Genomic DNA, 18,011 nt, shown 5'->3' on the forward strand with positions numbered 1-18,011 from the left:
CCTGGGGGGCCGGGGAGTGCCGGCGGCGACAGCCCGGGGGCAAAAGGGCCGGGCGGGCGTGGGCGGCCGGGGCGGCGGGGGTGAAGGCCGCCGATCTCTCCGACGGCCTCGACGAGACCGGCTATTTGCGCGCCGACCTGGCCGAGATCGCCGCCCGTCTCGGTACCGACGCCGTCGCAGTGGGGAAGGTGCTGGCGGTGTGCCAGGCCTTCGAGCCGGCCGGCTTGTTTGCCCGCGACCTTGCCGAATGCCTGTCGCTGCAGCTTGCCATGCGGGACCGGCTCGATCCGGCGATGAAGGCGCTGATCGCCAATCTCGAACTCTTGGCGCGGCGTGATTTCCACGCGCTGAAACGGATCTGCGGCGTGGACGAGGAGGATCTGCTCGACATGCTGGCCGAGATCCGGGCACTCGATCCCCGGCCGGGCATGGCATTTTCGGGCGGCGCCAGCGACGCGATCGTCGCCGATGTCGAGGTGCGTGCCGCCAATGACGGCAGCTGGACGGTTGAACTCAATGCCGAAACGCTGCCGCGCGTGCTGGTCGACCATATCTATTTCGCCCAGGTCTCGCCGCAGGCGAAGAACCAGGCGGAAAAGGATTTCCTGGCCGAATGCCTGCAAAACGCCAACTGGCTGACGCGCAGCCTCGACCAGCGGGCAAAGACGATCCTTAAAGTGGCCTCGGAAATCGTTCGCCAGCAGGATGCCTTCCTCGTCCATGGCGTGCGTCAGCTGAAGCCGCTCAACCTCCGCACGGTGGCCGATGCCATCGGCATGCACGAATCGACGGTCAGCCGGGTCACCGCCAACAAATATATGCTGACGCCGCGCGGCGTGTTCGAGCTTCGGTACTTCTTCACTGCCTCGATCGCGGCGTCGGGCGGCGGTGATGCGCATTCCTCGGAAGCCGTGCGCGACCGCATCAAGCAATTGATCGATGAGGAAAAACCCGTCGACGTGCTTTCCGACGATGCGATCGTCGACATGTTGCGGGAGAGTGGCGTCGATATTGCCAGGCGTACGGTCGCCAAGTACCGGGAAGGCATGAATATTCCCTCCTCGGTGCAGCGCCGGCGCGAGAAACGGGCGATGGCCAGCGCCGGGCGCTGACATGGTTCGATTTTCCACAGGCCAGCACTTCATTGACAAGCCGCGGTGAAGTGGCTAGAAGCCCGCCCGCATGAGACGGGCTAGATGCCTGCATGCGGATGGTCCGTCACGACGTTGGCCTCGGGACGGTCAAAAGGCGGCTTGTGATCAACCGGAAAGTTTGGATTTAAAATCGGCGCGAGTGACGCCGCAAAGCTTGTGCGCACGGATCACGAGTATAAACTCAGGCCAATTTGAAGCCTGAGCAAGGAAGGTCAGTTTTCAGATGAATCTGCGCATATCGGGAAAACACATGGATATCGGCGATGCGTTCCGCACACGCATCAACGATCGTGTCGGCGAAGCGATCGGCAAATATTTCGATCGCGGCTTTGCCGGACACGTCACGGTCATCAAATCGGGCTCGCGCTATTCGGCGGATTGCATGATCCGGCTGGATTCGGGCGCTTCCCTGCAGGCCACCGGCGACGCCCAGGATCCGACATTGGCCTTCGAGGCCGCGGCGGATCGTCTGGAGACCCGCCTGAGGCGCTACAAGCGGCGGCTGAAGTCACACAGTTCAGGTGCCGCAAATGGCGAACCGACCGACATTGCCTACACGGTGATGGCGCCCCTTGCGGACGACGACGAGGACATTCCGGAGAATTTCGCACCTGCCATCGTTGCCGAATCGACCATGACGCTGAAGACCATGTCGGTGGCGTCGGCGGTCATCGAGCTCGACACCAAGGACAGCCCGGTCTTCGTCTTCCGCAACGCCGGAAACGACCAGCTCAACATCGTCTATCGCCGGCCCGATGGAAATATCGGCTGGATCGACCCGTCCACGACCAAGGTCGCACAAGCGTGACGACAAGGGTCGCACGGACGTGACGATAAGGGTCGCACGGGGATAAAAGCCGGCCGCACGAGGGGTGGGGACTGGTGACGGCAGGCGAACAAGGGATTTTCAAGAATGGATCTGAGCGATCTTATCAACGTTCCGGCGATACTGCCGGCGTTGAAGGCGAACTCCAAGAAGCAGCTGCTGCAACTGCTGTCCGAACGGGCAGCGGCGATTTCCGGCATTCCGGAACGGGAGGTGTTCGATACCATCCTGCAGCGTGAGCGGCTGGGCTCGACCGGCGTCGGCAACGGCATCGCCATTCCGCATGGCAAGCTGGCCGGCGTGAAGCGTATCGCCGGGGTTTTCGCTCGGCTGGAGACGCCGGTCGATTTCGAATCCCTGGACGATCAGCCGGTCGATCTGGTGTTTCTGCTGCTGGCGCCGGAAGGTGCGGGCGCCGATCATCTCAAGGCCTTGTCGCGCATCGCGCGGGTGCTGCGCGACGCCGACACGGTGGCCAAGATCAGGGGCACGCGCGACGCCGCGGCAATTCACGCGCTGTTGTCGGACACCCAGGCCTCGCACGCGGCCTGAATTTTCAGGACGAGACCGTCGCAAGGGCCGCCACGGGCGGCCCTGTTCGTTTCAATAGGGTATTATTCTTAGAGCCACGCAATTCCCTAGGGAAAGCGCTATGCGCTTTTCCCGGGAAAACCGTTTCACACTTTTCCTGGAATTGCTCTTAGTGAATGGCGACCGTGGTCAGGTCGTTTTCCATGGCGCCGGCCAGTGCACGGTCACGCGCATCCGAAAGCAGGATCGGCTGGCCATTGGCGGCAAACAGCGCCCACAGTTCCATGCCGGGCGCGATTTCGCCGAGGTTGGGGAACCGGCCGAGCAATTCGTCGCTCGAGACCTTTCTGAGATAAGCGACCGAGCCCTCGCCGAGATGAGCGAATTCGCCATTGGTCATGGTGATATTTTCAGTTCTGGTCATTTCAAAGCCTCCTTGGCGCGAGGACGCCGCTCAAGGCCATCCCGCATGAGAGCCATCGGTAAAGATCAGTCTTTCACCGATATGTTTATTTTCCGTACCAGCCGTTCGGACTCCGGCCGATCGAGATCGATCGACAAAAGGCCGTTCTTCAGTTCCGCCGCAATCACCCGCATGCCGTCGGCCAGCACGAAACAGCGCTGGAACTGGCGCGCGGCGATGCCGCGATGAAGAAATTCGCGCTCGGTGTCGTCGTTTTGACGGCCGCGCACGACCAACTGGTTTTCCTCCGTGGTGACATCGAGATCGCTTTCGGCGAAACCGGCGACGGCCAATGTGATGCGCAACCTCTCGGTCTTGCCGTCAGCGCCGCTGAGGCGTTCGATGTTGTAGGGAGGGTAGCTGTCACCGGATTTCGCCAGGCGTTCCAGAGTCTTTTCCATGGCGTCGAAACCAAGGAGAAGCGGGCTGGAAAAAGGCGTCATTCGGCTCATGTTACACTGTCCTCTCAAGAGCGACATAAAGTGGAAAAACCCAGATGGCATTTTTCCCGGTGGTCTTGATATGGTCCGCCCCGCGACCAAGTTCAAGCCGTCAATAGACCCGCCCAAAAGACCAGGTCGTGGACTCACAGGAATGATCGGCATGGCGCTTGAAACGGCGAGCAGATGCAAGGAGAAGCGCGCAGGCCGGGAGCGTCTTCCCAGGTCGAGCGGTTCGACATGGCAGCTCGCGGCCGCTTCGGCGTCATTTGGATGTTTCGGTCAGATTCATCCAGGTCCATGGCTTCGCCAAACAAGGAATTGAAATGCCCCAATCACGCAAGATCATCATCGACACGGATCCCGGCCAGGATGACGCCGTCGCCATTTTACTGGCGCTCGGCAGCTCCGAGCTGGAGATCGTCGGCATCACCGCCGTTGCCGGCAACGTGCCGCTGAAGCTTACCGAAAAGAACGCCCGCAAGATCTGCGAGCTGGCTGGCCGCCCGGACATCAAGGTCTATGCCGGCGCCATCCGGCCCTTGATGCGTGAACTGGTCACCGCCGAGGAAGTACATGGCAAGACAGGTCTCAACGGGCCGCAATTGCCCGAGCCGACGATGAAGCTGCAAGACCAGTACGCGGTCGATTTCATCGTCGAGACGCTGATGACGGAAGAAAGCGGCACGATCACGCTTTGCCCGCTCGGGCCGCTCACCAACATTGCGCTGGCGCTGATCCGCGAACCGCGCATCGCACCGCGCATCAAGGAAATCGTGCTGATGGGCGGCGGCTTCTTCGAAGGCGGCAACGTCACGCCGGCCGCCGAATTCAACATCTATGTCGATCCGCATGCCGCCGATGTCGTGCTCAAATCCGGCATTCCGATCGTGATGATGCCACTCGACGTCACCCACAAGGCGCTGACCACCGCCAAGCGCACGCAGACTTTCCGCGCACTCGGCACCAAGGTCGGTACCGCCACCGCGGAGATGCTGGAATTCTTCGAGCGTTTCGACGAAGAGAAATACGGTACCGACGGCGGGCCGCTGCACGACCCCTGCGTCATCGCCTATCTTCTGAAGCCTGAACTCTTCAAGGGTCGCAACTGCAACGTCAGCGTGGAAACCGCCTCGGAACTGACCATGGGCATGACCGTGATCGACTGGTGGGGCGTCACCAAGCGGCCGAAGAACGCCATGGTGATGCGCGACATCGACCATGACGGGTTTTTTGCGTTGCTGGTGGAGAGGTTGGGGCGGCTGTGAGAGCTTCCTTCTCTTCGTTTACGGGGAGAAGGTCCCGGCAGTGAGGATGAGGGGCGGCACAAACGCTGACTTGCTGTTTGCGACCCTGGAGCTGCCCCTCAACCGGTCGTTTCGCGACCACGCTCTCCCCGTAAACGGGGCGAGGGAAGAGGCGTGCTCACTTCGACCGTGAAAACGCCAGCCACAGACCGCCGCCGACCATGAAGCTGCCGCTGATCCTCGACAAAAGCTTGATGCGGTTGGCCGATAGCAGGCGCCCGGCGCGCCCGGCGGCCAGCGCGTAGGTCGAATCCGACATGGCCGCGAAGATCATGGCGGTGAGGCCCATGACGGCGATTTGCAGCGAGTAGTTGCCTTGTGACGAAATGAACTGCGGAAAGAAAGCGCCGAAGAAAATCAGAGTCTTGGGGTTGCTGAGCGCCACGAGCAGGCCCTGCAGGAAGAAGCCCCCGTGCGGCTTCCTGGCGGTCCCGTCAGCGTTCAACTTGCCCTTTGAGCGGAACATCTGGACGCCCATCCAGATCAGATAGGCGGCGCCGATCAGCCGCACCCATTCGAACCAATGGCCCATGCCTGAAATCAGCGTGTTGAGGCCGATGCCGACGATGGCGATCATCACGGCAAGCCCGGCCTGCGTGCCGGCGACATTGGCGAGACCGGCGCGGGTGCCATGGCGGATGCTGTTGGCGATGATCAGCGTGACCGTCGGACCGGGCACCAGGATGATGACGATGCAAGCGAGGACATAGGCGGCGTAGAGTTCGAGCGACATGATTTTTCCCTCTTTGTTGGAGCATGATCTTTTCCGAAACCGGCTCCCGCTTTTCGGGATCATGCTATAGGAATGCCGCCGATGCGGCGCAGCTGAGGATAATCAATGCATGGCAGCGCTGCCGGTGCAAGCCGGTGCGCGAAGCGCTCCGATACGCAGTCCAGCCGGCTCAGGCGCCGGGCTGCCAGGGCAGCGTCGCCTCATAGGCCGCTGCCGCCTTCAGCACGGCAAGGTCGCCGCGCGGCCGGCCGATCAGCTGCATGCCCATCGGCCGGCCCCGGCCGTCGAAGCCGACCGGCACGTTGACCGCCGGGCAGCCGCCCAGCGTGGCGAACGCTGATACCTGCATCCAGCGGTGGTAGCTGTCCATCGCTCGTCCGGCGACCTCACGGGGCCAATGCGTACTTACATCGAAGGGGAAGACCTGCGCGGTCGGTAGCGCAACGAGATCATAGCGGTCGAAGAGCGACAGCAGCGTGCGATGCCAGGAGGTGCGGATGACAGAGGCGGCGCGGATCTGCGGCCCCGTCAGCCGTATCGCGTTCTCCACTTCCCAGATGGCTTCCGGTTTGAGCAGGCGGCGTTTCGCGGGGTCGTCATAGTGTGTCTTGAGCGCGCAGCCGCTGCTGGCCTGGCGTAGCGTCACGAAGGCCTGCCACAGCGCTTCGAAATCGAAATCCGGCAGCAAGGGTTCGCTGGGGAAGGACGCATCCGCAAACCGGCCAAGTGCTGCCTCGCACAAATCGAGGATGCCGGGTTCGACCGGCAGATGACCGCCGAGGTCGCCGAACCATGCGATACGGCCGCCAGTCACTTTTGTTGCAAGCCCTTCGAGGAACGAGCCCGGTTTTTCATAGGACAATGGCGCATGCGGATGGTAGCCCGCCTGCACATCGAGCAGCAGCGCCATGTCGGCGACATTGCGGCCCATCGGTCCGTCGACGCCCATCTGCGCATGAAAGACCTCGAAATCCGGTCCGCCGGGAACAAGCCCCTGTGACGGGCGGAAGCCAAAAACATTGTTCCAGGCAGCCGGGTTGCGCAGCGAGCCGCCGAAGTCGCTGCCATCGGCGACCGGCACCATGTCGAGCGCCAGCGCCACCGCCGCGCCGCCGCTCGAGCCCCCGGCTGTCAGGGCCGGATCGAAGGCGTTGAGTGTCGGCCCGAACACGGTGTTATAGGTGTTGGAGCCAAGCCCGAATTCGGGGACGTTGGTCTTGCCGATGATTATGGCGCCGGCGTCGCGGATGCGCTCGACGAAGAAATCGTCTTCCTGGGGCACGAAATCGGCGAAGATCGGCGAGCCGAAAGACGTCCTGAGGCCCGTAGTCGACGCGAGATCCTTGATGGAGATCGGCAGGCCGAAGAGCGGGCCGGCTTCGACACTTGTCCGTCTGATATCGGCCGCGTCGGCTTCGCGCAGGATGTCGCTGCGGTCGCGCAAGGAGACGATGGCGTTGACCAGCGGGTTGACCGCTTCGATGCGGTCGAGGAATGCCGTCACCACCTCGCGCACGGAAAGTGTCTTCCGGCGGATCGCGTCGGCGAGCTCGATGGCGGACAGGCGGCAGATGTCACCGGCCGGCGGCACGGCATGTTTCGACCGAGGGCGCAGCATCTCAACGGGTTTCCTGCAAAGCCTGATCGACATCCCTGGCCAGCGGTATCGCCGGCTGGGCGCCAGGCTTGAGGCAAGCCATCGAGCCGGCCGCGCCAGCGCGCGCCAGCGCCTGTTCCAACGTGAGGCCGGACGACAGACCGGCGGCGAAATAGCCGCAGAACGTGTCGCCGGCGCCGACCGTGTCGACAGGCGTGATTTTCAGGGCCGGAACGTTGAGGAAATCGGTCGGCGTCGCCGCCATCACGCCGTCGCCGCCGAGCGTGACGACGATGGTGCGGCCGGTTTTCCGGGCAAAGTCGCGCATGCGTGCCGCCCGGTCGCGGCCGTTCAATGCCAAAGCTTCGCCATAAAGGTCGAACTCGGTTTCGTTGGCGACGGCATAGTCTGCCTTGCCGAGAAAGCCTGCTGCTTCGCCCTGGAAGGGTGCTGTGTTGAGCACGGTGATGGCGCCGGCCGCTCTTGCCTGGTCGAGTGCGCCATCGACCGTCGCAAGCGGGATCTCATGTTGCAGCAGCACGACATCGCCCTTTTTGAAAAAGGCCTTGGAGAGATCGCCGGGCACCACAGACGCGTTGGCGCCCGGTATCACGGCGATGATGTTCTCGCCGTCGTCGCCGACCATGATCAGCGCCGTGCCAGTCGAGGCGTGGGTCTCGGCGACGCCGGACAGGTCGACCTTGCCGTCGCGCAGCATCGCCAGCGCTTCGGCGGCGAAGCTGTCCTTGCCGACGGCGCCCACCATGCGCACCGAGGCACCGGCGCGCGCGGCGGCCAGCGCCTGGTTGGCGCCCTTGCCGCCGGGCGCCGTGGTGAAGGCCGAGCCGGACACCGTCTCGCCGGGGCTCGGCAGGCGGTCGACATTGGCGATAAGATCGAGGTTGATCGAGCCGATGACGATAATCAAGCAAGGCCTCCTGCCAGCGCAAATCCAAGATGTCGGAGCGCCCTTTGTCCGTCTGGGCGAACGCAGGTCGTTCCAATTGCGCGGGAAGCTACCCTGTAAGGCCGTGGCTTGCCAGACCACGCCAATGGTCCAGCTCGATTTGATGTGTCGTGGCTTATTCACAGCGCACGGTAACCGTGCCCTGATAATTGCCGGCGGGAAAGATACCGCTCGATTTGGTGGCGGTGAGGTCGATCTGCATAGGGTGGGTGCCGTTGACAACCCGCTGCGGCACGCTTCCGGTGTTGTCAGTCCCCGAGCCATCGAGGCGGAAGACCGAGGCGAAGGTCACATTGGTGCCGCCGCCGCTCGGCGCGGACGAGAATGCCGCTGGCGCCGGTGCCGAAACCGAATAGCAGTCCAGCAAGTTGAGCAAGGAGCACAGCAGCGAGCTTGCCACGATCGTGGCGCTCGCGCTCGATCCGCCTGCCTGCTTGGAGCCCAGTATGCCGATGGCCGGATTTGCGGTCATCGTTCCCGATGACCCGACCACGATGGTGCAGGTGCCGATGATCGCCGCTTGCACCGGAAGGCAGAAGCCGGCAAGTGCTGCCATCGCAAGCAGCGCGCGGCTATTTCTTCTTCTTTTTCTTGCCATCGCTGGTTCCGGTCCTGATGCTCCAGCCTTCGTTGGCCCATCCGGGTGATGCGGCCGCAGGAGCGCTGGCGGCCACGCTCGCCGTCTGGCCGTCGGCGCCGAGGCCCATTTTGAGGAGTTTCAGCTCCAGCTGCAGACGCTCGACCTCAAGCTCGTAGAGGCGACTGCAATCGACGCGCTTCGGCGTGCGCCCGATCGGGATCACCATCCGGCCATAGGTGGCAACGCTGTTGTCCGACTGGCTGTTGCCTCTGATGACGCCGAGATCGACATAGGCGCCGGTGCCGGAGACTGCGGAACGGCAAGTGGTGCCGTCCGCGGCATGGACCTCGTCCTGGCCCTGGGGCAAGGTGACGCCGGGCAGGTTGAAGCCGCTCTCATTCTGGTTGAGGTTGTAGACATCCTCTGCCAATGCCGGCGAGATGCCCGCCGACGCAGCCGCGAGCGCGAGTGTCAGGACTTGCGGTGCCCAAAAAACTTTCCGCATATCTGTGCCCTTATCTGCGTCTGTTGATTGGGAAAGGGGATGCTTTCGGTACAGATACGCACTTTACGCTCGGCGGCGCCGTCAAAGGACACGACCACAAGGACAGAACGGGAAGCCTGGGAAGCCAGTTGAAAGACATTCGGAGAGATCCTGGCGTCTACCGGCTGAAAATTCTGATCGTAGACATGGATTTCGACCCGGATCTTCCGGTCGTAGGGGTTGGCGGGGAAAACGCGGACCGCGAAGACGTCGGTGAAGCTGTTGACCTCGCCACGCATGGGCGACATCGACTGGGCCTTGGCGGCAATGGGCGCCAATCCGACGGCCAGTGCCGTCGCCAGGATTCGAGCATGTTTCAAAGCCCCCTCCTTCGCTGCGGCGTCATTCGCAGCGCAGCGTTACCGTTGCCTGATAGTTGCCGTTGGCGAAGCGATTGGCGCCACCCTTGGTGCCGGCGAGGTGGACCGAGACGAGATCGGCGCCGGGGGTGCCGATGCTGGTGGCCGAGCCGGTCTCAACGATAGAGTGCGCACCAGCGGCGGAGTAGGTCGGTGTCCAGGTCGTCGATGTGCTGTCAGCCGATGGCGCCGTCGTGGTGGTGACCGGATCGACGCTGAGCGACACACCTCCGGTCGTCGTCAGCGTCACGGTTCCAGCCGAGCCGCCGCTGTTGTGGGAGCTCAGGGACTGGAGATCGGGACTGACCGTCATCGTGCCGTTGGTGGCAACGACAAGCGTGCAGGTGGGCGCAATCGTGCCATTGAAAATGACATTTTGCTGCGTGGCCGATGCGGTCTGGTCAAAACAGGCAACCAGCAGAACTGCGCCGAAGGCGGCGCGAAACAATGTCATCGAGACCTCCCATCAAGCCGGATCGCCCGAATTAATAAGGGTCATCATCACTTTATCGTAGTTAATTTAGAGTTAACTAAAATAAATTCTAAAAACAACAACTGGGTAACCGGAGGTTGCTCTCGGTTGCAAGAAATAAAATTGACGCGTAAATCGCACTTATACTTGGAAATTATCCATATCTATATATCTCTGCGGCAAAACTCGGAAAATCGATATTCACGACACCTGCCCCGCTTCCCAGCCGAGGATGGCGCGCTTGCGGGTCAGACCCCAGTGATAGCCGGTGAGGTCGCCCGACTTGCCGATGGCGCGGTGGCAAGGCACCACGAAGGAGAGCGGGTTGGCGCCGTTGGCGGCACCGACGGCACGGCTGGCGCTCGGCGCGCCGATGCTGGCGGCGATCGAGGAATAGGTGCGCGCCTTGCCCATCGGAATCTTGAGCAGCGCCTCCCAGACGCGAACCTGGAAGTCGGTGCCGATCATGACGACATGCAGCGGCTGGTCGGGACGCCACAGCGTCGGGTCGAAGATGCGCGCGGCATAGGGGCCGGTGGCTGCCATGTCCTCGACATAGATGGCGTTCGGCCAGCGGCTGGACATGTCTGCGAAGGCGGCACGTTCCTCGCCGGGGTCGCTGAAGGCGAGGCCGGCAAGCCCGCGGTCGGTGGCCATGATCAGGGCCGTGCCGAACGGCGAGGAATGGTAGCCGTAGCGGATGGTGAGCCCGGCGCCGCGCGTCTTGTAGTCGCCCGGCGACATCGCCTCATGCGTGACGAACAGGTCATGCAGCCGGCCGGGGCCGGACATGCCCAATTCGAACGAGGTTTCGAGCAGCGGCATGCCGGAATCGAGCAGTCTGCGCGCATGATCCAGTGTCACCGCCTGCAGGAAGGCCTTGGGCGACAAGCCGGCCCAGCGGGTGAAAAGTTTCTGCAGGCCGGTCGGCGTCTCGCCGACCTCCTCGGCCAGTTCTTCGAGAGAAGGCTGATCGCGGTAATCGAGGCTGATCTTCTCGATGGCGCGGCGCACGATTTCATAGTCACTGCCTTGCGGCGTGATGTCCTTTTTGAGGACTGCTGTGTGTGTGCTCATGGAACTGTCTCCTTGAGCCGGAATATCGCCCCTTGGGGCGTCGATCGCCACCCGAAACTTGCCTTCCTGCGGCGCATACCCAGATAGACTCCGATTTCGCGCCCAGGAGTCGCTCATGACTGGCGAAAAAGTAGATCTCACCGGGGCAAAGGAGACCTTGCTGATGACGCTCTACGGCAAGGCGCTGGAGAGCCGGCTGCCGGATTCGCTGCTCGGAGATCATTTCGCCGACGAGGCGATGTGCAAGATCGACTATGATTTCTCCAGGCTCAAGGTCGACAACAATCTCGGCGTCGGCCTGGCGATCAGGGCAAAGACGCTGGACGTCCGCGTCGAGGACTTTCTCGCCAGAAATCCTGATGCCATCGTGCTGCACCTGGGTTGCGGGCTCGATACGCGCATCTTCCGTGTCGATCCACCATCAGGCGCGGACTGGTTCGACGTCGACTATCCCGAGGTCATCGAACTCAGGCGCAAGCTTTACCCCTCCCGGGAGCATTACCATCTGGTCGCCTCGTCGGTGACCGAGCCCGATTGGCTGGCTGAAGTGCCCCGCAACCGCCCGGCCATCGTGGTGGCGGAAGGACTGACGCCCTATCTCGCCGCCGACGAAGGGCCACGCTTGCTTGCGCGGCTTGTCGCGCATCTTGCCAGCGGCGAGCTGGTGTTCGACGCCTACAGCCGTTTCGGCCTGAAGCTGCTTCGTCTCAATCCGACCATCAAGGCGACGGGCGCCGAGGTCCACTGGGCGATCGATGATCCGCACGAATTGGAGCGAGCCGTTCCGAAGCTGCGATTCGTCGAGGACATCTCGGCCTACAAGCCCGAACACGCCGCCCGCATGGGCTGGTCCGCGAAACTGTTCATCCGCCTGTGGAGGTATATTCCTGCATTGCGAAAAATCGGCAGGCTGTTGCGTTATCGGTTCTGAGATATCCGCTCTGTTTGGCGCAATTCCCCAGGGAAAGCGCTGCGCGCTTTTCCCGGGAAAACCGCTTCACACTTTTCCTGGAATTGCTGCTAGCGCGTCTTGGCGGTCGCCAGCGCGCGTGAAAAAGCCGTGGCGAAGCTTTCTCGGGAGTCTGGGTCCAGGAAAGATCCGATCGGCACGTTCTGGCCTTGCCCTTCAACTGTCATCCTTGTGATGCCGATCTCGGCGTGACGGGCGACCGAAAACCGCGCCCAGAACGGGTTGAAGCGATGCGCTACCGATTTACCGGATGGCGCCGTCTTGCGGATGTCGAGACTGGTGCGCGAAACCGACACCTCCTCGCGGGCGCGGGCGGCCCGATAGTTGACGCGGAAGGCGATGTAGACGGCGACCACGTCGAGGCCGAAGAAGCCGAACACCGGCCAGGCGCCGCGCGACAGGAAAAACGCGCCTGTCGCCAACCAGCCGAACAGCAGCGCGCCCATCAGGATGAAGAAGCCTGTCCGGCCCAGCGACCGGTGCGGGGTCAATAGCGCCTGAAAGAATGGCTCGTCGGCCTGAAACGAGGCGTTTGTGTCGCTCATGAGGGGATATTATAGGAGGGAAATGGCGAGCCCCAAGTCCAAAGATTCTTCCACATCCAAAAAAGAGCTGTTGCCCGGCCGGCGCGATGGGTCGAATGCCAAACCGCGCCCGCGGCCGGTGCGAAGCTCGTCGCGCTACAGCCCGGCGGAAGTGCACGAGATATTCCGGCGCTTTTCGATCCAGCGGCCGGAACCGAAGGGCGAACTCGAGCATCTCAACGCCTTCACGCTGCTGGTCGCGGTGGTGCTATCGGCGCAAGCAACCGATGCCGGCGTCAACAAGGCGACGCGGGCGCTGTTCAAGGCCGCCGACACGCCGCAGAAGATGCTGGCGCTGGGCGAAGCCAAGGTCGGCGATACCATCAGAACCATCGGGCTCTGGCGCAACAAGGCCAAGAACGTCATCGCCCTGTCGGCGGCGCTGATCCGCGACCATGGCGGCGAGGTGCCCGACGACCGCGATGAATTGGTCAAGCTGCCGGGCGTCGGGCGCAAAACCGCCAATGTCGTGCTCAACATGGCCTTCGGCCAGCACACGATGGCTGTCGACACCCATATTCTGCGCATCGGCAACCGGCTCGGGCTGGCGCCCGGCAAGACGCCGGAACAGGTCGAGCAGGGGCTGCTCGAGATCATTCCGGACGAATATATGCGCCACGCCCATCACTGGCTGATCCTGCACGGCCGCTATGTCTGCAAGGCGCGCAAGCCGGATTGTCCGGCCTGCGTCATCGCCGACATCTGCAAGGCCGAGGAGAAGACGACCAGCATTCCAGCACCGCTGGTCGAGCTCGCGCCGCTCGCCTCAACGGCATAACTCTCCAAACGGCCTATCCTAGTAGCCGTAGCCGCGCGCCATCGCCGCCGCGAAGACCGGGATCAGCAGGAAGATGAAGGCCTCGGCGCGGATGTAGGTCTTTACGGAGGCGAGCTCGGTCGCCGGCACCAGGAACGAGGGATTGGCGCTCGCCTGCCTGTTCCAGGAAATGAAGCGCACCGTCGGGATGATCGACAGCAGGCCGACGATGCCAAACGACGCCATCTTGGCCAGAACACCCAGTTGTAGACGTAGAATTCCCAACCCTTGAGGCCGTAGAAGACGCGGCCGATGCCGACGATGATGATCCGCGCGGCGATGATGCCATAATGGCGGTCGATGCCGGCGAGCCGCTTCAGCGTCGCTGCGGCCAGATCGCCGCGGATCAGGATGAATTCGGCGCCGATGATTCCCGCCAGCGAAAACACCAGCACATGATGGACAATGGCAAGCACAAGGTCGGTGGTATCCATGCTCGTTCCCTGGGTTTGACGGCACCGGCCCGCTCCTGAAAAAGGGGCTGCATGCTGAATCAGCCCATCGTGAAAATAACACCGTCGCGCAAAATTCCCATAGCGGAGCCTGGATGATGGGCCGTGTCGCCAGGGCTCCGCACTCAAGCTAACAAAAGACCTGACGACAGTTCGGCGGTGTCGGCTTTTGTGTCGGTAATAGGATTTTTTTCTTGATTCCGTGACCTCAGCTATGGTACATATTTGTCCATGGTGCTGATTTGCGCCAGTGACCCGCCACACAGGCGGGTTTTTCGTTTGATGCTCCATCAGCCGATGCGCAGGCGAAGGCTCCGAAGGAACCCGCAAACCCGAGTTTGTTGCCCTGGCCGTGTCGCCCTGGCCTTGCATCGCACCGGTGATTTGCTAAGTGCTGACGATCCGTGCGAGGCAGATCCCATGAACAATCCGCTAGCGACCACTGCCCCAGTCATCGAGACGAAGCGAACCATCCTGCGGGCACACCGGCGGGGAGATTTCGACGCCTATGCCGCGATGTGGACCGATCCCGTCGTCACCCGTTTCATCGGCGGCAAGCCGCGCACGCGCGAAGAGAGCTGGATGCGCTTCCTGCGTCACGCCGGCCTGTGGTCGCTGCTCGGTTATGGTTTCTGGGCGATCGAGGAGAAGGCGACCGGCCGTTTTATCGGCGAGGCCGGTTTTCACGATCTGAAGCGCGATATGGAGCCGTCGATCGAAGGCATTCCAGAGGCCGGTTGGGCGCTGGTTCCGGCCGTGCACGGGGCGGGCTTCGCCACCGAGGTGGTTGGCCGCGTGCTCGCATGGGGCGAAGAGACGTTCGGGCGGGAGAAGACCGTCTGCATCATCGATCCGGAAAACGCCGCTTCGCTGAGGGTAGCGGCGAAGTGCGGTTACCGGGAAGTGGTGCAGACCACCTATCACGATGCCGCCACCATCCTGCTGGCGCGGTGACCCCAGCGCCAGATTCAGATTTCAGGTCGAATCGACCTTAGGCGGCGTCATCGACTGGACATATCCGCTCTGCTAGCATCGATCATGGTGCGAAGGGGGATGATCGATGCGTGCATTCAAGACGACAGCCATGAAGTTCTTCTGGGCGGGGCTTGTTCTCGCGCTGACACTGCGGCTGGCCGCGGCCGACGCGACGGTGCCGACCGCCGATATCGAGGGCGCAGCCGACAACAATCTCGCCAAGCGCTACGAAGGTTCGTTCATCGTCTCCTATGAAAAGTTTGCCTTCACCGATTTCAGCGTGCCGCTGTCGCCGCTGAAGCCGAGCGCCGACCCGGACGCGCGTGATGCGATGAACAATCGTGTCTTCGCACCCGACAAGAAGGTCGAGGTCGAGGGCGCCTTGACCCGCATTGCCTATGTGCTGCCGGCCGAGCGCTCGCCTCTTGAGGTGCTGCGCAACTATCAGGATGTGATCGGGGCGGCCGGCGGCGAAATCCTGTTCGAATGCAAGAAGGAGGAATGCGGCGGCGCTGCCGACCGTTCGTCGAGTGGTGGCGGCGGCGACATGAGCCTGACGATGTATTCCTTCCATGAGAGCGATGTGAAGGACGCGGCATTCTCCAATGGCGCCTGCGCGCTGACGTCCGGCATCAACGACCAGCGCTATTTCTCGGCCAAGGTGCCGCAGGACGGCGGCGACGCCTATGTGACCGTGCAGACCTATTCGATGACCGACGATCTCTACTGCAAGGGACTTAACGGCCGCACCATTGCCGTCGTCCAGGTGCTGGAACCCAAGGCACGCGACAAGAAAATGGTGGTCGTCGAGGCGGCCAAGATGGCGGATTCACTCTCCGCCACCGGCAGCATTTCGCTCTACGGCATCTTCTTCGACACCGACAAGGCCGACATCAAGCCGGAGTCGGGACCAACGCTGAAGGAGATTTCGACGCTGCTGGCAAACGACCCGAAGATGGCCGTGATCGTCGTCGGCCACACCGACAATCAGGGCGCCTTCGAATACAATCTCGACCTGTCGTCGCGAAGGGCGCAAGCGGTCAAGGCGGCACTTGTGTCGCAGTACGGCATCGACGGGGCGCGGTTGACCGCTGCCGGCGCCGGCATGATGGCGCCTGTCGCCAGCAATGATGACGACGCGGGCCGCGCCAAGAACCGCCGCGTGGTTCTGGTCAAGTTGAACTGAGCGAGCCTTCCCAACGAGGACGCATTCTACGGCATGGCATCCGCCGCCACGCTTGCCTGCTCCAGCATGGAAGCGTCTTCGCCGAAGGCGCGGGTGGCGCGGGCGGCCGCCTCGAGCAGCGGACGTTTCATCCGCTGGAGAAATGCCGCGTCGACGCGCGTGCTGGGGCCGGCCAACGTCAGGGCGCCGAGCAAGACGCGCCCCGGCCCGAACACCGGCGCCGACACGCCCGCCGTCTCGGGGTCGCGGTCGCCGACGGCGAGACAGTTGCAGGTCTTGCGGATGGTCTCGTAGGGCTCGCCCGGCTGGCCGGAAAACGCCGCAAGCACGCGCCCGCCCGAGCCGACCAGCAAAGGCAACACGTCGCCTTCGCGTATCGTGTAGCGGATCGGGTGCTTGGATTCGACGCGGTAGAGACAGGTGCGCACGTCGCCCGAGCGGACATAGAAGGCAACGCTCTCCCAGCTTCGCTCGGAAAGGTCGCGCATGATCGGCAACAGGATATCGACCGCCACGACCGAACGCTGATAGAGCGCACCGAGCCGGAAGGTGGCGGGTCCGACGCGGTAACGCCCATCGTCGAGGCGCTCGAGCAATCGTCCGCGCAAAAGGGAATGCGCAAGCCGCAGGATCGTGCTCTTGTAGAGGCCGGTGCGCGCGGCGATTTCGGCCAGGCTAAGCGACCGGTCGGCCGTGGTGAAGGCGTCGAGGATGGCAATCGCCCGATCAAGTGCTGCAACACCTTCGGCCGACGCGCGCCGAATTTCTGCATCAGCTGAATTGCTTGGTGAGTCCATTGCGGTTCCCAGTTCGGAGAGGCCGAGTGCGGCCACTGTGTCGCGCTGCTGTTGCGTTCTGTCTAGCAGAATATCGTTCCCGTTGACAGAACTCGGTAACATCTGCTTGAACTTGATAACGGGTCTGGATTCAGGCGCGTTTTGGCAGGCACCGGAGGAGGTGTCGTGATCTGGAGGAATCCCATGCTGAACAGACGCAGATTTTTGATGAGCACCGCCGCCGCAGGCGCCGCCGGCCTGGTGGCGTCGCATCTCTCTTCGGCTTTCGCCGAAGGCGCACCCCAGATCCAGCTCTTCGTGCCGGCCGCACCCGGCGGCGGCTGGGATCAGACGGCTCGCACCATGGATCAGGTGCTGCGCAGTGAAAAGCTCATCTCCGGGTCGCAGATCACCAATGTCGGCGGCGCTGGTGGCACCGTGGGGCTGCCGCAGTTCATCAGCCAGTGGAACGGCAAGGGCAATTCGCTGATGGTTGCCGGCATGGTCATGGTTGGCGCCATCATCGCCAACAAGGCTGCCAACAATTTGACGCAAGTGACGCCGATCGCCCGCCTCACCGGCGAGTTCGAGGCGCTGGTTGTGCCGGCGGACTCGCCGTTCAAGACGGCCGCCGATTTCGTCGCCGCGCTCAAGGCCGATTCGACAAAGGTTCCTGTCGCCGGCGGATCGGCAGGCGGTTCAGACCACATCCTGTTCGGGCTGATCGCCAAGACCGTCGGCGTGCCGGCGACAAACCTGTCCTACGTCCCGTTCGCTGGCGGCGGCGAGGCTTTGTCGGCGCTGCTCGGCAACCAGGTCGCTGCCGGCATCTCCGGCTTCGGCGAGTTCTCCGAACAGGTCAAGGCCGGGGCGCTGCGGCTGCTTGCCATCTCGGCCGACAAGCATCAGGACGGCATCGACGCGCCGACGCTGAAGGAAGCCGGCATCGATGTCGAGATGTTCAACTGGCGCGGCGTCTTCGCACCGCCCGGCGTTTCCGATGCCGACAAGACGGCGATGATCACGCTGGTCGAGGCCATGGCCAAGAGCGATACCTGGGCGACTGAGTGCACGAACCGCAACTGGACGCCGATCCTGCTCACCGGCGACGACTATGCGAAATTCGTCACCGAGGATACGGCCCGCATCGCGGCGATCCTCAAGGATCTCGGGCTTGCCTGATCTTCCCTAAAGGGGCGGC

22 protein-coding genes and 1 pseudogene are annotated in these 18,011 nt (G+C 62.8%); 10 read left to right on the forward strand and 13 right to left on the reverse strand.

The genetic code is table 11. The features are described 5' to 3' along the window. From rpoN to ptsN, 3 genes are all read left to right on the forward strand, one after another. Positions 1-1,112 (forward strand): RNA polymerase factor sigma-54 (rpoN, locus tag NKJ06_RS20530; protein WP_352810473.1); only part of this gene is annotated, 1,112 nt, incomplete at its 5' end. Positions 1,113-1,377: 265 nt separating this feature from the next. Continuing rightward, positions 1,378-1,962, forward strand: coding sequence for a ribosome hibernation-promoting factor, HPF/YfiA family (hpf, locus tag NKJ06_RS20535; protein WP_352633161.1), 585 nt, complete (start codon positions 1,378-1,380; stop codon positions 1,960-1,962). A 105-nt stretch (positions 1,963-2,067) separates the two neighbouring features. After that, complete coding sequence (ptsN, locus tag NKJ06_RS20540) at positions 2,068-2,532, forward strand: PTS IIA-like nitrogen regulatory protein PtsN (protein WP_013529589.1); 465 nt, start codon at positions 2,068-2,070, stop codon at positions 2,530-2,532. Between the two features lie 148 nt (positions 2,533-2,680). Here the strand turns inward: ptsN and NKJ06_RS20545 are convergent, their stop codons facing one another. Further along, a complete protein-coding gene (locus NKJ06_RS20545) occupies positions 2,681-2,935 on the reverse strand; it encodes a BQ00720 family protein (protein ID WP_023760740.1) in 255 nt (84 codons plus the stop codon). Between the two features lie 65 nt (positions 2,936-3,000). Continuing rightward, entirely contained in the window at positions 3,001-3,426 is a 426-nt protein-coding gene (locus NKJ06_RS20550) for an Hsp20 family protein (protein WP_006339191.1), read from the reverse strand. Between the two features lie 314 nt (positions 3,427-3,740). Here NKJ06_RS20550 and NKJ06_RS20555 point away from each other — a divergent pair, with 314 nt between their 5' ends. Continuing rightward, positions 3,741-4,682 (forward strand): nucleoside hydrolase, encoded by a 942-nt coding sequence (locus NKJ06_RS20555; protein ID WP_023760738.1) that lies wholly within the window; start codon positions 3,741-3,743, stop codon positions 4,680-4,682. A 157-nt stretch (positions 4,683-4,839) separates the two neighbouring features. On the opposite strand, the gene NKJ06_RS20560 is transcribed toward NKJ06_RS20555, so the two are convergent. From NKJ06_RS20560 to NKJ06_RS20595, 8 genes are all read right to left on the reverse strand, one after another. Continuing rightward, positions 4,840-5,454 (reverse strand): LysE family translocator, encoded by a 615-nt coding sequence (locus NKJ06_RS20560; protein WP_352633160.1) that lies wholly within the window; start codon positions 5,452-5,454, stop codon positions 4,840-4,842. Between the two features lie 169 nt (positions 5,455-5,623). Beyond that, entirely contained in the window at positions 5,624-7,072 is a 1,449-nt protein-coding gene (locus NKJ06_RS20565; RefSeq protein ID WP_352633159.1) for an amidase, read from the reverse strand. A 1-nt stretch (position 7,073) separates the two neighbouring features. After that, positions 7,074-7,979 carry a ribokinase gene (locus NKJ06_RS20570; RefSeq protein ID WP_352633158.1) on the reverse strand — a complete coding sequence of 302 codons (906 nt, stop codon included), beginning with the start codon at positions 7,977-7,979 and terminating at the stop codon, positions 7,074-7,076. Positions 7,980-8,133: 154 nt separating this feature from the next. Continuing rightward, entirely contained in the window at positions 8,134-8,616 is a 483-nt protein-coding gene (locus NKJ06_RS20575; protein ID WP_352633157.1) for a hypothetical protein, read from the reverse strand. Next, on the reverse strand, positions 8,591-9,103 hold the full coding sequence (locus tag NKJ06_RS20580) for a hypothetical protein (RefSeq protein ID WP_352633156.1): 513 nt from the start codon (positions 9,101-9,103) through the stop codon (positions 8,591-8,593). Before NKJ06_RS20580 ends, NKJ06_RS20575 begins: the two co-directional genes overlap by 26 nt. Beyond that, positions 9,070-9,462 carry a hypothetical protein gene (locus NKJ06_RS20585; protein WP_352633155.1) on the reverse strand — a complete coding sequence of 131 codons (393 nt, stop codon included), beginning with the start codon at positions 9,460-9,462 and terminating at the stop codon, positions 9,070-9,072. Before NKJ06_RS20585 ends, NKJ06_RS20580 begins: the two co-directional genes overlap by 34 nt. Positions 9,463-9,484: 22 nt before the next feature. Then, a complete protein-coding gene (locus NKJ06_RS20590) occupies positions 9,485-9,955 on the reverse strand; it encodes a hypothetical protein (protein WP_352633154.1) in 471 nt (156 codons plus the stop codon). A 219-nt stretch (positions 9,956-10,174) separates the two neighbouring features. Next, complete coding sequence (locus NKJ06_RS20595; protein WP_352633153.1) at positions 10,175-11,050, reverse strand: methylated-DNA--[protein]-cysteine S-methyltransferase; 876 nt, start codon at positions 11,048-11,050, stop codon at positions 10,175-10,177. 115 nt (positions 11,051-11,165) lie between these two features. On the opposite strand from NKJ06_RS20595, the gene NKJ06_RS20600 reads away from it, so the two are divergent. Then, on the forward strand, positions 11,166-11,981 hold the full coding sequence (locus NKJ06_RS20600) for a class I SAM-dependent methyltransferase (protein WP_352810474.1): 816 nt from the start codon (positions 11,166-11,168) through the stop codon (positions 11,979-11,981). 89 nt (positions 11,982-12,070) lie between these two features. Here NKJ06_RS20600 and NKJ06_RS20605 read toward each other — a convergent pair whose 3' ends face one another. After that, a complete protein-coding gene (locus NKJ06_RS20605) occupies positions 12,071-12,565 on the reverse strand; it encodes a DUF2244 domain-containing protein (RefSeq protein ID WP_352633151.1) in 495 nt (164 codons plus the stop codon). 22 nt (positions 12,566-12,587) lie between these two features. Between NKJ06_RS20605 and nth the strand changes: the two genes are divergently transcribed. Beyond that, positions 12,588-13,382, forward strand: coding sequence for an endonuclease III (nth, locus tag NKJ06_RS20610; protein WP_352633150.1), 795 nt, complete (start codon positions 12,588-12,590; stop codon positions 13,380-13,382). Between the two features lie 18 nt (positions 13,383-13,400). Here nth and NKJ06_RS20615 read toward each other — a convergent pair. Continuing rightward, positions 13,401-13,792 (reverse strand): annotated as a pseudogene (locus tag NKJ06_RS20615) (DUF2214 family protein). Here NKJ06_RS20615 and NKJ06_RS20620 point away from each other — a divergent pair. The 3 genes from NKJ06_RS20620 to NKJ06_RS20630 all read left to right on the forward strand — a co-directional run bounded on the left by NKJ06_RS20620 (position 13,712) and on the right by NKJ06_RS20630 (position 16,034). Next, positions 13,712-13,894 carry a hypothetical protein gene (locus NKJ06_RS20620; protein ID WP_352810479.1) on the forward strand — a complete coding sequence of 61 codons (183 nt, stop codon included), beginning with the start codon at positions 13,712-13,714 and terminating at the stop codon, positions 13,892-13,894. The pseudogene NKJ06_RS20615 and the gene NKJ06_RS20620 sit on opposite strands and share 81 nt — an antisense overlap. Positions 13,895-14,293: 399 nt before the next feature. Further along, a complete protein-coding gene (locus NKJ06_RS20625) occupies positions 14,294-14,827 on the forward strand; it encodes a GNAT family N-acetyltransferase (protein ID WP_352633148.1) in 534 nt (177 codons plus the stop codon). Between the two features lie 106 nt (positions 14,828-14,933). After that, positions 14,934-16,034 (forward strand): OmpA family protein, encoded by a 1,101-nt coding sequence (locus tag NKJ06_RS20630; RefSeq protein ID WP_352633147.1) that lies wholly within the window; start codon positions 14,934-14,936, stop codon positions 16,032-16,034. A gap of 26 nt (positions 16,035-16,060) precedes the next feature. On the opposite strand, the gene NKJ06_RS20635 is transcribed toward NKJ06_RS20630, so the two are convergent. Beyond that, positions 16,061-16,831, reverse strand: a complete 771-nt coding sequence (locus tag NKJ06_RS20635; protein ID WP_352633146.1) for an IclR family transcriptional regulator — start codon at positions 16,829-16,831, stop codon at positions 16,061-16,063. A 183-nt stretch (positions 16,832-17,014) separates the two neighbouring features. Between NKJ06_RS20635 and NKJ06_RS20640 the strand changes: the two genes are divergently transcribed. Beyond that, a complete protein-coding gene (locus tag NKJ06_RS20640; protein ID WP_352633145.1) occupies positions 17,015-17,992 on the forward strand; it encodes a Bug family tripartite tricarboxylate transporter substrate binding protein in 978 nt (325 codons plus the stop codon). Positions 17,993-18,011 lie beyond the last annotated feature (19 nt).

This window comes from Mesorhizobium sp. M0293 (genome assembly GCF_040321735.1).
Lineage (GTDB): Bacteria > Pseudomonadota > Alphaproteobacteria > Rhizobiales > Rhizobiaceae > Mesorhizobium.

Bases quoted from the DNA above. Each gene is read 5' to 3' on its own strand.
- NKJ06_RS20550 (WP_006339191.1), bottom strand. From the start codon at position 3,426: ATGAGCCGAATGACGCCTTTTTCCAGCCCGCTTCTCCTTGGTTTCGAC.
- NKJ06_RS20590 (WP_352633154.1), bottom strand. From the start codon at position 9,955: ATGACATTGTTTCGCGCCGCCTTCGGCGCAGTTCTGCTGGTTGCCTGT.
- NKJ06_RS20625 (WP_352633148.1), top strand. From the start codon at position 14,294: ATGAACAATCCGCTAGCGACCACTGCCCCAGTCATCGAGACGAAGCGA.
- nth (WP_352633150.1), top strand. From the start codon at position 12,588: ATGGCGAGCCCCAAGTCCAAAGATTCTTCCACATCCAAAAAAGAGCTG.
- NKJ06_RS20555 (WP_023760738.1), top strand. From the start codon at position 3,741: ATGCCCCAATCACGCAAGATCATCATCGACACGGATCCCGGCCAGGAT.
- NKJ06_RS20605 (WP_352633151.1), bottom strand. From the start codon at position 12,565: ATGAGCGACACAAACGCCTCGTTTCAGGCCGACGAGCCATTCTTTCAG.
- NKJ06_RS20595 (WP_352633153.1), bottom strand. From the start codon at position 11,050: ATGAGCACACACACAGCAGTCCTCAAAAAGGACATCACGCCGCAAGGC.
- NKJ06_RS20580 (WP_352633156.1), bottom strand. From the start codon at position 9,103: ATGCGGAAAGTTTTTTGGGCACCGCAAGTCCTGACACTCGCGCTCGCG.
- NKJ06_RS20630 (WP_352633147.1), top strand. From the start codon at position 14,934: ATGCGTGCATTCAAGACGACAGCCATGAAGTTCTTCTGGGCGGGGCTT.
- NKJ06_RS20560 (WP_352633160.1), bottom strand. From the start codon at position 5,454: ATGTCGCTCGAACTCTACGCCGCCTATGTCCTCGCTTGCATCGTCATC.
- hpf (WP_352633161.1), top strand. From the start codon at position 1,378: ATGAATCTGCGCATATCGGGAAAACACATGGATATCGGCGATGCGTTC.
- NKJ06_RS20545 (WP_023760740.1), bottom strand. From the start codon at position 2,935: ATGACCAGAACTGAAAATATCACCATGACCAATGGCGAATTCGCTCAT.
- NKJ06_RS20565 (WP_352633159.1), bottom strand. From the start codon at position 7,072: ATGCTGCGCCCTCGGTCGAAACATGCCGTGCCGCCGGCCGGTGACATC.
- ptsN (WP_013529589.1), top strand. From the start codon at position 2,068: ATGGATCTGAGCGATCTTATCAACGTTCCGGCGATACTGCCGGCGTTG.
- NKJ06_RS20640 (WP_352633145.1), top strand. From the start codon at position 17,015: ATGCTGAACAGACGCAGATTTTTGATGAGCACCGCCGCCGCAGGCGCC.
- NKJ06_RS20620 (WP_352810479.1), top strand. From the start codon at position 13,712: ATGGCGGTCGATGCCGGCGAGCCGCTTCAGCGTCGCTGCGGCCAGATC.
- NKJ06_RS20575 (WP_352633157.1), bottom strand. From the start codon at position 8,616: ATGGCAAGAAAAAGAAGAAGAAATAGCCGCGCGCTGCTTGCGATGGCA.
- NKJ06_RS20600 (WP_352810474.1), top strand. From the start codon at position 11,166: ATGACTGGCGAAAAAGTAGATCTCACCGGGGCAAAGGAGACCTTGCTG.
- NKJ06_RS20635 (WP_352633146.1), bottom strand. From the start codon at position 16,831: ATGGACTCACCAAGCAATTCAGCTGATGCAGAAATTCGGCGCGCGTCG.